The 453-nt window shown below is 32.2% G+C and carries 1 protein-coding gene; it reads right to left on the bottom strand.

All coding sequences use genetic code 11. From position 1 onward, the window contains the following. On the bottom strand, positions 1 to 453 hold a 453-nt coding region (locus AOA60_RS32660; protein WP_158235032.1), incomplete at both ends, for a methyl-accepting chemotaxis protein.

The raw sequence follows: 453 nt of genomic DNA, 5'->3' as shown, positions 1-453 counted from the left end.
ATTCAGTACCTCTTTTTAATGATTCTGTTACATTTGTGGCAGAGTTATCAACATATTCAACACTTGATGCAATTTCTTGAACAGAAGCTACCATCTCATTTATCTCTTCTACAATATTATTTACTTTCTCTGAGATTTGTTCAGCACCGATTGAAAACTCTTCAGATGAAGCGGAAATTTGTTCTGATGCTACTTGGGATTCAGAAATTGCTGAAGTTAATTCCGTTGCTTTATTATCTAAAACGGTACTCGAATCTTTTATTTCCTTAAGTAGTATTCCTATCTGGATGGCAGTCCTGTTAAATACATCTCCCAATTGGTTGAATTCATCACTTGTTTTAATATTCGTGCGTTGAGAATAATCATTTTCTAAAAAAGAATTTGCTAGCTTTGTTAGTTCATTTAAAGGTGTTTGAATAATAATTCTAATAATAAAAAACGCACCTACTGCTC

The sequence above is a fragment of the Pseudomonas sp. 2822-17 genome (assembly GCF_002742485.1).
GTDB classification, from domain to species: Bacteria; Pseudomonadota; Gammaproteobacteria; order Pseudomonadales; family Pseudomonadaceae; genus Aquipseudomonas; species Aquipseudomonas cyclaminis.
Note: the sequence above shows the minus strand (reverse complement) of the source record. Positions and strands in the feature narration are given on the sequence as shown.